Here is a 7,446-nt window from a genome sequence, read left to right on the forward strand (position 1 = left end):
TTTGTGGTAAACACCATTTTAAAGGAAGCTGATCTTTTTTGTCCGAACAGCGTTCGGATTAATTTTACAATCTACCACACAACCAAAAAGCCACTCATCTCATCACGAGGTGGGTGGCTTTTTTGTGTGCATTCTGCTTCATTTAAACGGACAAGTATACGTCTAAAAGCTGAACGTGTTGTCTGAGCGCGCGTGGTGTTATTCGTTAATTTTGCAGTTATACAAGACGTCCATTCTATAGAACTATAGATCTATAGATATTTAAAAATCTCGCATATTTTGTTGAACAGCTCTAACACTATCTATTACCAATTTTTTGCTTTGGTTCGGCATATTTTGAACATAGCTTTCAACGATTTCGTTGAGAACCTCATAGTTTCGCTTATTTTCAATGGTAGCTATTTGCTTTATGGCCATATGAGTGTCTAATTGTGCCTGGACAGACTTTGGAGTATCTTTTGCTGTCAATCTACGTTTTGGCTTAATTAGTACTTGGTCATTTGGCATGCTTCTGTGTTGTTCTTCAAATTTTTGTGGCTCAATTTTCTGAGGTCGTGTGGTTTTATTCTTTCTAGTTTCTCCAAAAGCACCTAATCCCATTTTATCGTTAGCAGTCATTTTTTAACCTCTAATCAATTTTAAACGTTCTAATAATTCATCTACAACCAAATCATAAAGATAGTGAACCCTTCTGTCGTTTATGTCATGGCTAGCATTATTTGTTATACCAGTGCGATCAAATCGTTTTAGTCTAGCCATCTGACGCACCTTTTGTTTAAACATGTTTGCATTGCCGAAGCTTGTAGTTGCATCTTCGATAACGTCTAAATCTAAATCATTTCCGTTTTGTTGTAAGACAGGTAAAACGCCTAACAAATCAATGTCGAGAGAGTAATCGTCTTTGATTTGCAATAAGTGCTTAACGTATGTTTCTGCCCCTCGCAATGAGCGCTCTTGGGTTTGCAAAATAACAATAACGTAATCACTTGCAACCAAAGCGGAATCAGTAAATTTGTTTAATTGTGGGGGAACGTCTAATATTACAAAATCATATTTACTTGAAATTTTTGATAATAGTTTAGAGAAATAATGATCTTGTGTGTAGTCATCAGGAAACGAAGAGCTTAGAAATTTATCATAGTTCTGTAAATCATCATCCGAAGGAAGTAAATCTAAGTTATCATTTACATGAACAATTGCATTTTCTAAACTACCTTTTTTTAAAGCAACTTCAAGCGTTTCGCTAAAATCAGGTTTAGTTCCATACACTTGGCTCATTGTTGTAAACAGCAAGTCTGTAGCATTAGCTTGTGGATCAAGATCTACTATTAAGGATTTTTTCCCTCTATTAGATAAGGTGTAAGCAATCATAACAGCATTAGTTGTTTTTCCAACTCCACCTTTAAAATTCCCGGTTGTAATAGTTGTGGTCAACATAGACACATCCTTTTGGGAAAAATTATAGCACAAAAAAATAAAATTCTATAGAAAATTTTATTCAAATCTATAGAACTATAGAAATTAATATCTATAGAACTATAGAACTATAGATCTATAGTTCTAATAAATAGCGAATATTGCCGACATAGCAGCTCTATAGAACTATAGATTTATAGAACTATAGAAATGAACATCTATAGATTTATAGAACTATAGATTTATAGAATTATAGATTACATAGTTCTATAGAACTATGTAAAAAGCGCCTTTACTTATTCTTGCTATTGAGATATTATTTAGACATAAAATAGAACATAAAAAAACACCCACCGACGGGCATCGGTGAGCGCCACATAAAAGTCATCGTTATTTAATGACTATTATATCATGGCCGGTGCGATTTTTAAAGCCCTAGGGGACAAGCTGGGGTCTAAATCCAAGGGGACACGTTTGCCAGTGCGACTTCAATAAGTCTGGCTATACCACAACAAGGTCATCTGTACGGCTGGGTGGTGAATGGTGAGCGCGACCATTAACGGCGCGGGTGGTAAAACGAAGCTTCGGCTTGGTGCCACTGATTAGTTGGCGATCGAACAAAAATAAATACGTATTGCCAACGCCTACTAGGGCGTTTTTTAGTAGGTTAAACCGAAAACGTAGGTTTATAATGAGTGGTGGTAGCAATACCGCAATTGTACAGACAAGCGACGGGCGTTAACGACCGACGAACTAAAGGGAAACTTTTAGTAGTAGAATTGTACTCTGGTTCAGTTATTCCAAATAGCTGATTCCAGGGAACAATTCTGCGCTCAAAACGTCACTCCCTCTAAACTGAATGGAAAACCGTAACCCGTCAAGTCAAATTCCAAAGAAAAAAGAAAGTTGGTGGAATTGTTGGAATGTAAGGATTACATTGTTCCATTGAATCCAGATGTGATCGTTAAGAAGACAATCTATCGGAGTTCTGCAAGAATTACTGATCGACAAAGGAACCAAGTGAAGAGAGTTTTGCGTAGTCAAGGGTATCAGGGAAGAATTAGTAGTATTCGATACACTCGGGTAAATTACAAGTATTCATTTAAAGTATCAGTGAAGTATCGGGGAAGTGTTGGCAAATTTTTGGTTAATACAAAGAATGAGACAGTTGAATTTAAGGGAATGGTCTAGGAGTAATACCAGTAAATTTCACAAACTTCCTTTCCTCAATTAAAGCCAATCTGCGACCTATACCACTTCCTTTTTGGACAAGCTCACAATCAAAAAAGAACGGAATGTTGTTCCCTCGGTAATGAATCAGGTTACTTGGGATAAGCCGCCTTATGTGAAGTAGAAATTGGTATACTAAAAAAGGCTCCCGGTTTAACATTGGAGGCCTTTTTTCTAGGTTACATATTTTGAGGATGAATGTTTTTATCTTCGTAGCTTTTACTTGGGTGCTGTAACATGATGAATACTGCTTAGTTTTTGGTGCCGTACCCCGCAACAGATGCGTCGCTTCGTTGGTATTATCTTAAATGCTAAGTACCGAGTTGAGAAGGATCATAAAGATATTGGCGTCACAATCCCACTGGACGACGAAGAACTTAAATTTTTAATGACTAAAGCCTTGAGACGTTACTTTAACGCCCTAAGAAGCAATGAGAAGCACATCAAGAACGTGGAAAACTACCTGTACGGCACCATGCAAAATCTATTTGGTGTTTGGTGGAATAAACAAGCGGCTAGAGAATATGCGGCCAAACACCCTAACGATGAGCGTGCTTAAAACTAAAAAGCTATATAAGGCCATTTAAGCTGTTTTAAACAGATAGAGCATAATTATATTAAACGAGTTTTAAAATGCGCTTACGGGCACTTTAGGAACGTTGTATAAGTGCCATTGCGGAAAGGACAGCAAACTTAAATTCACAACTTTTAAAGAAGCAGGCTAATTGAGATGGTACTCAAAGATTAGTATAATATGAGTAGTAATAAAAGGGGGGGCGAGAAAATCATGGCAGTTAAGGAAAAGAAACGCGTACAAGTCCAGATTGACAAAGAATTGGCAGATAATACCGAAGCCGTTTTAAGCCAGTTAGGTCTAAACCCAACTACCGCGATCAATATGTTTTATAAGCGGATCGTAGCTGACGCAGCATTACCGTTTAAACCAGCCCTGAGCGAAGCCGAAAGAGCTAATTTAAGCCTTTTAAAGGCTACCAAAGAGACACCAGTAACAGAGTTCAAAGACGCTAAAGAAGTCGCTGATTGGCTCAATGATCCAGATGAGGACTAATGGCTTATCAGATTAAATAAATTAATAACTTGGAAGTGTGATGAACATGAAAGATACAATCACAATTAATGACTTTTTTGAAATTGCCAAAGAAACGGATTTAAAAGATTTACTTGATAAGTCATTACATGAACCAGATCCAGAAAAGCGCAAAGTATATGACGCTTTATATACCTACTTTTTAGATAAAAGGCAAGATGAGGTTATTAAGCGAAAGGACTTTGTCCGTTGATAGATAAACCACAATACATTATTGTTGCTGGTATTAACGGAGCAGGGAAAAGTACGCTATACGATACATTCCCCATCTTGTTTGACAAAACAAAACGGATTAACGCTGATGAACTTTTAAGACAAATGGGTGGCGATTGGCATAAAGATAGTGACAACTTAAAAGCCATGAAAGAAGAAATCAAACAACTACACTATGCTTTAGATCACCAGCAAAGTATTCACGTAGAAACAACACTGGCAGGTAGAGGCAAAGCTCAACTCAATTTGATTGACAAAGCTCACAAAAATGGTTTTGAAGTGACTTTATTATATGTTGCTTTGCGAGATGAAAATTTAGCTATCCAAAGGGTCAACGAACGGGTACAAAAAGGTGGCCACGGTGTTCCAGTAGCAACGATCAAGAAACGTTATCAGCAATCCAAACATAATTTGCCATTAGTGGCCTTTAAATCTGATAAGGTCATGATCTATGATAATAGCGAAAAGTTTACCTCTGTTTATGCAAGAGAGAAGGGACAAGTTTTTAAGAACGATTTGAGGCATTTTCCTTGGATAAACCAAAATATTACTTATCCAGAAAAGGTGCAAAAGCAGTTACAAAATTTTGCAGATCAAAACCCAGAAGTAAAGCCTAAAAATGATCCAGAAAATAAAAACGATCGGCCTAGTTACTAGGCTGATCGTTTTTGAGTTTATTCGGTTTATGGGCGTTAACATAGTCAGCAAATATTTTTAAAAGTTCTTCGGTTTGTTCGACCGAGAGGTTATTAGCTTGAAAGTATTTTTCGAGCAAAGCCCCTTTTTGAATTAATCGGCGAGAACGGGCTTTGCGGGCTTGCCGATTTTCATAGTATTTAGATTGCCGTAACTTAAAATCTTCCCGCTCAATTTTTTGTTTTAAACGCACTTGCTGCTCGACTAGTTTTTCATATTGATTAGACATGGAATTGCCCCATCTCGTATGGCTAATGATCTACGGACTTTACCTTTAAAAATTCAGAAAATTGCTTGGATAAAAGCTTAATCTGATCGTTAGACAAATTAGCATAATCTAAATTGGCTTGACTGATGATTTGTTTACCTAGACGTTGTTCAATCTTATTTTTTTCGTCCTTAATTTTTTGATTAAGGGCTTTTAATTTAGCTTCTTGTTTTTCTAAGTTGCTTTGAGACATAACGATCCCTCCAATCATATTAGAAATAATCACCGAAACTATATCATAAGGGAAACGTTAAGTCAAAGGATAAAAGTTGAAATAGCGAAGCGGAAGGCATACACTAAAAGTAAATTCAGGAGAATCAGCAGACCGAGTGAAACGAGGTCAATGTGCACTTACACATAGAATTAATTCTATGTTGTGCTAACCCCCAAAAAACCTGTATTAGAAGTCGCCGATGGCGACAACAGAGGAAAACCCATAGAATCAAAGTAAAGAGGTGACTAACATGGCAATATTTCATATGAGTTTTAGTAATATTAGTGCTGGTAAAGGACGCAGTGCCATTGCCAGTGCCGCTTATCGAAGTGGTGAAAAATTATTTGATAATCAAGAAGGCCGCCACTATTTTTATGCCCGCTCGGTTATGCCAGAAAGCTTTATTTTAACCCCCAAAAATGCACCAGAATGGGCCAGTAATCGAGAACAATTATGGAATGAAGTTGAAAAGAACGATCGTAAATCAAACTCGCGGTATGCCAAAGAATTTAACGTGGCTTTACCGGTAGAATTAAGTGAATCCGAACAGAAAGAATTACTGACAAAATATGTGCAAGAAAATTTTGTCGATCAAGGTATGGTAGCTGACGTAGCAATTCATCGCGATCACTCAGACAATCCGCACGCACATGTGATGTTAACCAATCGCCCATTTAACCCCGATGGTAGTTGGGGATTAAAAGCAAAGACGCAGTACATTAAAGATGAAAATGGCAAGCAACTTTTAACCAAAAGCGGGTTTCCAAAACAAAGGAAAATTTGGTTGGTTGATTGGGATAAAAAGGAAAAAATTAATGAGTGGCGGCATAATTGGGCAACAAGTGTTAATCAGTCTTTAGCACAAAAAAATATTCCGGATCGGATTAGTGAAAAATCGTTTGTCGATCAAGGGATTCAAGAGACACCTACCCAACACGAAGGCATTAACAGCCAAAGAAAAAATCGAAAAGCATTTAATCAACAAGTTAGAGCGCAAAGAAACGCTCAAGCTAAATATCATAATCTTGACGAAAAGATAAGAAATCATGAACATTTTGACGCGTTAACTGACGAGCTATCGTTCTCTGAAAAACACACAATTAGTCATCTAAGTCAGCAATTGAAAACCTATGTCGATTTAGAACGTTTAGATGATAAACAGCGCATGCTGTTTAATTGGAAAAACAGCTTATTAATCAAACATGCCATTGGTGAAGATGTAACCAAGCAACTGCTGACTATTGACCAGCAAACGACATCACTAGCACAAGCTAACCAGTTGTTAAATAAAGTGGTGGAACGAGCAACGAAAAAGCTTTATCCGGAACTTAATTTTGAACAGACAACCGCAGCTGAACGACGGGAACTGATTAAAGAAACTAATAGTGAACAAACGATTTTTAAGGGTAGCGAATTGGCAGAACGGTTAGCGGATATTCGAAACGACTTATTAACCCAGCAATTATTGACGTTTACCAAGCGGCCATATACCAGCTGGCAGTTAGTTAATCAGCAGGTCCAAACAATTAAGAAGCAATTAACCACGGTACTAGCCAAACATGGTCACCAGTTAGACGATTTGAAGCCTACTGATCGGGGCATACTAGCCGCTTATCAACCAAGCGAACTCGAATTCATTTCTAAAGCGGTGAAAGATTTACGGGTCATGCGGGAAGTTAAAGCCGTGGTGCAAACCCAATACGACAGCATTCTAACGACTGCTTTTCCGGACAGTGACCTCGATAAGCTAGAGACGATTGACAAGGAGCAAATCTATACCGCTGTGGTTTACTATGACCCAGAATTAAAGCCATTAAGCGCCGATGATCTTAGTCAATTGCAACAGCAGCCACCGGTAGTCTTTACTAGTCAGCAACATCAAGCCGGTTTAAATTACCTGTTAGGTAAAATGGAATTAAAAGATATTCAGGATCATCGACTGCAACGGGTCTTAAAACATGATGGCACCCGGCAACTGTTTATTGGCGAATGTGGCCAAGATCCTAAGTTGGATCACCAACAAATTGAAATGGTGCAAACCCGTTTGAAACAACAGACAATGCGCTTTGATCAATATAAGCGAGCTCAAGTTAAGGACTATCAGGCCATTAATTACCACCCAACTAGCCCGAAAAATTACCTGATGAATATTTTGGACGAAGCCTTAATGACCACTTTATATGCGAAAAATACAGACTATCTAAGAAAACAGCAACTACGTGGACTAAAGGAGACCGAGTGGGAAATGACGAAAAAGCAACGGCAACACCAAACTCGAAACCGGCATGAAGATGGGGGCAT

General features: G+C 37.9%; 8 protein-coding genes and 1 pseudogene. 5 read left to right on the forward strand and 4 right to left on the reverse strand.

Going from position 1 to position 7,446, the window contains the following annotated elements; genetic code table 11:
• Positions 1 to 261: 261 nt before the first annotated feature.
• Both JUF10_RS13925 and JUF10_RS13930 read right to left on the reverse strand, forming a co-directional pair.
• Positions 262 to 618: a hypothetical protein gene (locus JUF10_RS13925; protein ID WP_024526904.1), complete on the reverse strand. Its 357-nt coding sequence runs from the start codon at positions 616 to 618 to the stop codon at positions 262 to 264.
• A gap of 3 nt (positions 619 to 621) precedes the next feature.
• On the reverse strand, positions 622 to 1,434 hold the full coding sequence (locus JUF10_RS13930) for a ParA family protein (protein ID WP_147781539.1): 813 nt from the start codon (positions 1,432 to 1,434) through the stop codon (positions 622 to 624).
• Between the two features lie 1,459 nt (positions 1,435 to 2,893).
• Between JUF10_RS13930 and JUF10_RS13935 the strand changes: the two are divergent.
• From JUF10_RS13935 to JUF10_RS13950, 4 genes and pseudogenes are all read left to right on the forward strand, one after another.
• Positions 2,894 to 3,205, forward strand: a pseudogene (locus JUF10_RS13935) (replication initiator protein A); the annotation flags it as partial.
• Positions 3,206 to 3,433: 228 nt separating this feature from the next.
• Positions 3,434 to 3,715, forward strand: coding sequence for a type II toxin-antitoxin system RelB/DinJ family antitoxin (locus JUF10_RS13940; protein WP_010014831.1), 282 nt, complete (start codon positions 3,434 to 3,436; stop codon positions 3,713 to 3,715).
• A 46-nt stretch (positions 3,716 to 3,761) separates the two neighbouring features.
• Entirely contained in the window at positions 3,762 to 3,947 is a 186-nt protein-coding gene (locus tag JUF10_RS13945; protein WP_010620892.1) for a hypothetical protein, read from the forward strand.
• Complete coding sequence (locus tag JUF10_RS13950) at positions 3,944 to 4,624, forward strand: ATPase (protein ID WP_010012556.1); 681 nt, start codon at positions 3,944 to 3,946, stop codon at positions 4,622 to 4,624. The genes JUF10_RS13945 and JUF10_RS13950 overlap by 4 nt, the downstream gene beginning before the upstream one ends.
• Here the strand turns inward: JUF10_RS13950 and JUF10_RS13955 are convergent.
• Positions 4,614 to 4,892 carry a hypothetical protein gene (locus tag JUF10_RS13955; RefSeq protein WP_203643393.1) on the reverse strand — a complete coding sequence of 93 codons (279 nt, stop codon included), beginning with the start codon at positions 4,890 to 4,892 and terminating at the stop codon, positions 4,614 to 4,616. The two genes, JUF10_RS13950 and JUF10_RS13955, sit on opposite strands and share 11 nt — an antisense overlap.
• A gap of 22 nt (positions 4,893 to 4,914) precedes the next feature.
• A complete protein-coding gene (locus tag JUF10_RS13960; RefSeq protein WP_084995208.1) occupies positions 4,915 to 5,142 on the reverse strand; it encodes a hypothetical protein in 228 nt (75 codons plus the stop codon).
• A gap of 253 nt (positions 5,143 to 5,395) precedes the next feature.
• Here JUF10_RS13960 and mobQ point away from each other — a divergent pair.
• A partial coding sequence (gene mobQ / locus JUF10_RS13965; protein WP_203643396.1) for a MobQ family relaxase occupies positions 5,396 to 7,446 on the forward strand: 2,051 nt, incomplete at its 3' end.

The sequence above is a fragment of the Levilactobacillus andaensis genome (genome assembly GCF_016861695.1).
GTDB classification, from domain to species: Bacteria; Bacillota; Bacilli; order Lactobacillales; family Lactobacillaceae; genus Levilactobacillus; species Levilactobacillus andaensis.

Excerpts from the sequence above, each read along its gene's own strand:
- JUF10_RS13925 (WP_024526904.1), bottom strand. The coding sequence starts at position 618 with ATGACTGCTAACGATAAAATGGGATTAGGTGCTTTTGGAGAAACTAGA.
- JUF10_RS13940 (WP_010014831.1), top strand. The coding sequence starts at position 3,434 with ATGGCAGTTAAGGAAAAGAAACGCGTACAAGTCCAGATTGACAAAGAA.
- JUF10_RS13945 (WP_010620892.1), top strand. The coding sequence starts at position 3,762 with ATGAAAGATACAATCACAATTAATGACTTTTTTGAAATTGCCAAAGAA.
- JUF10_RS13955 (WP_203643393.1), bottom strand. The coding sequence starts at position 4,892 with ATGTCTAATCAATATGAAAAACTAGTCGAGCAGCAAGTGCGTTTAAAA.
- JUF10_RS13960 (WP_084995208.1), bottom strand. The coding sequence starts at position 5,142 with ATGATTGGAGGGATCGTTATGTCTCAAAGCAACTTAGAAAAACAAGAA.